Here is a 3,478-nt window from a genome sequence, read left to right as displayed (position 1 = left end):
TTGGGCTTTTAAGATTTGGCACCGACCTACTCTCCCACGTGTTACCGCAGTACCATCGGCTCTGGTGGGCTTAACTTCTCTGTTCGGAATGGGAAGAGGTGGACACCACCGATATAGGCACCTAAATATTTTTATTTGAACTGAAAGGATAAAGCTCAAAGCTTAAAGCTACTGTATTTCGCTTTACTCTTTAGTCTTTTAGCTTTCCGCTTAAATGACATATTATTGAAAGAAGTTAAGTTTCGAAGAACAAACAACAAATCTGTTTGCTTTGAAAGCTTCGGATGATTAGTACTACTCGACTATGCTGTCGCCAACTTTACATCTGTAGCCTATCAACGTAGTAGTCTGCTACGGTCCTATATGGAATTCTCATCTCGTGGCTAGTTTCGCACTTAGATGCTTTCAGCGCTTATCTATTCCCAGCGTAGCTACTCTGCAATGCCCCTGGCGGAACAACAGATTCACTAGAGGCTAGTCCAACCCGGTCCTCTCGTACTAAGGTCAGCCCCACTCAAAATTCCTACGCCCACAACAGATAGGGACCGAACTGTCTCGCGACGTTCTGAACCCAGCTCGCGTGCCACTTTAATCGGCGAACAGCCGAACCCTTGGGACCTTCTCCAGCCCCAGGATGTGACGAGCCGACATCGAGGTGCCAAACCTCCCCGTCGATATGAGCTCTTGGGGGAGATCAGCCTGTTATCCCCAGCGTACCTTTTATCCTTTGAGCGATGGCCCTTCCATGCAGAACCACCGGATCACTATATCCGTCTTTCGACCCTGATCGACCTGTATGTCTCACAGTCAAGCAAGCTTATGCTATTGCACTCCGCGTACGGTTACCAAGCGTACTGAGCTTACCTTTGAAAGCCTCCGTTACCTTTTTGGAGGCGACCACCCCAGTCAAACTACCCATCAAACAATGTCTCCGATAAGATCGGATTAGACACCGAATACAGAAAGGGTGGTATTTCAACGTTGGCTCCACGACGCCTAGCGACGCCGCTTCAAAGCCTCCCACCTATCCTACACATCCTGTATCCAATGTCAATGTTAAATTGTAGTGAAGGTGCATGGGGTCTTTCCGTCCCGTTGCGGGTACCCGGCGTCTTCACCGGGACCACAATTTCACCGAGCTCATGGCTGAGACAGCGCCCAGATCGTTACACCATTCGTGCAGGTCGGAACTTACCCGACAAGGAATTTCGCTACCTTAGGACCGTTATAGTTACGGCCGCCGTTTACTGGGGCTTCGATTCAATGCTTCTCCGTGAGGATGACATCCCCTCTTAACCTTCCAGCACCGGGCAGGTGTCAGGCCTTATACTTCATCTTTCGATTTTGCAAAGCCATGTGTTTTTGTTAAACAGTCGCCTGGGCCTTTTCACTGCGGCTGACATTGCTGCCAGCGCCCCTTCTCCCGAAGTTACAGGGCCATTTTGCCGAGTTCCTTAGCCATGATTCACTCGAGCACCTTAGAATCCTCTTCCCGGATACCTGTGTCGGTTTGCGGTACGGGTTTTTATAACCTGAAGCTTAGCGGTTTTTCTTGGAAGTCTGATTACCTGCGCTATCAATTCACCCGAAGGTTCATTGTACTATCGACTTTCAGCTAGATCGGCGGATTTGCCTACCGTTCTAATACCTACTGTCTTTAACGATCTATTCCGTCAGATCGCGGCAGTGTCACTACTCCGTCCCCACATCGCAGTTATAAAAAGTACTGGAATATTAACCAGTTGTCCATCGAATTTCCCCTTCGGGTTCTCCTTAGGTCCCGACTAACCCTGATCCGATTAGCGTTGATCAGGAAACCTTATCCTTTCGGTGGGCGGGTTTCTCTCCCGCCTTATCGTTACTTATGCCTACATTTGCTTTTCTATAAGCTCCAGCACCCATTACCAGATACCTTCGCTGCCGATAGAATGCTCCCCTACCGATATATTTCAATCCCATAGCTTCGGTGTACAATTTAATGCCCGTTTATTATCCATGCCCGATCGCTCGACTAGTGAGCTGTTACGCACTCTTTAAATGAATGGCTGCTTCCAAGCCAACATCCTAGCTGTCTGTGCAATCGGACCTCGTTAGTTCAACTTAACTGTAACTTGGGGACCTTAGCTGATGGTCTGGGTTCTTTCCCTCTCGGCGCGTGACCTTAGCACCCCGCGCCTCACTGCAGATCATATTTAATAGCATTCGGAGTTTGTCTGGATTTGGTAGGATTTGACTCCCCCGCACCCAATCAGTAGCTCTACCTCTATTAAACTTAATATCCACGCTGTTCCTAAAAACATTTCGGGGAGTACGAGCTATTTCCCAGTTTGATTAGCCTTTCACCCCTACCCACAGATCATCCGGAAACTTTTCAACGTTTATCGGTTCGGTCCTCCAGTACGTGTTACCGCACCTTCAACCTGTCCATGGGTAGATCACAAGGTTTCGCGTCTACCTCCTCTGACTATACGCCCTATTCAGACTCGCTTTCGCTTCGGATCCGTGCCTGAAGCACTTAACCTTGCCAGAGAAGAGTAACTCGTAGGCTCATTATGCAAAAGGCACGCCGTCACGCCACCTGGACGCTCCGACCGCTTGTAAGTACACGGTTTCAGGTTCTATTTCACTCCCCTGTTCGGGGTTCTTTTCACCTTTCCCTCACGGTACTGGTTCACTATCGGTCTCTCAGGAGTATTTAGCCTTACCGGATGGTGCCGGCAGATTCCCACAAGGCGTCTCCGACCTCGCGGTACTCAGGATACTACTAAGCTAGCATTCTATACGTGTACCGGGCTATCACCGTGTATCGCTGGGCTTCCCATCCCATTCCACTTCTGTTTGCTAATGCCATATCGTAGTCCTACAACCCCCATCTTGCCGTAACAAGATAGGTTTGGGCTCTTTCCCGTTCGCTCGCCACTACTTAGGAAATCATTATTATTTTCTCTTCCTCTGCTTACTTAGATGTTTCAGTTCGGCAGGTTTGCTCATTATATGTGACTGGTCTTCAACCAGACGGGTTGCCCCATTCGGAAATCTTCGGATCTATTCCTATTTGCAAATACCCGAAGCTTATCGCAGCTTATCACGTCCTTCATCGCCTCTGAGAGCCAAGGCATCCCCCGTGTACTCTTTATTACTTTCTTCTACTCATATGCCTTTTGCGCCATATGGTATGCTTTTTTTGCTCTTGTTATGATGTCTCATACCTTCCCTATGGTTGCCCATCGGGTTGGTGAGCACAAACACAACAGTCGCCTATTGTTGTTTGCTCTTCTTTTTTAACTTCTTCCAATATGTCAAAGAACTTTACCAAGGCTGAAGGTCGAAGGTATAAAGGTAGAGGGTTTCATTGTCCCCTGCCTAAGCTCCGTTTCAGCTTCGTTAGTCAAAAACTCCGGTCTCGAACCGTTTTATCTATTTCACAGTATATGCTTGATAAATATGCCCCAATGGCGTTTCTTCTTGTCTTAATCTT

At 48.1% G+C, this 3,478-nt stretch carries 2 rRNA genes; both read right to left on the bottom strand.

Annotated features, from left to right (window positions below):
* Positions 1 to 13 precede the first annotated feature (13 nt).
* Positions 14 to 125 (bottom strand): 5S ribosomal RNA (rrf, locus tag ACN1CD_RS23545).
* Between the two features lie 144 nt (positions 126 to 269).
* Positions 270 to 3,146, bottom strand: a 23S ribosomal RNA gene (locus ACN1CD_RS23540).
* Between the last annotated feature and the right edge of the window lie 332 nt (positions 3,147 to 3,478).

Source organism: Pedobacter sp. N23S346 (assembly GCF_048515415.1).
GTDB lineage: Bacteria > Bacteroidota > Bacteroidia > Sphingobacteriales > Sphingobacteriaceae > Pedobacter.
The sequence above is the reverse complement of the archived record's forward strand: the minus strand, read 5'-3'. Positions and strand labels throughout refer to the sequence as shown.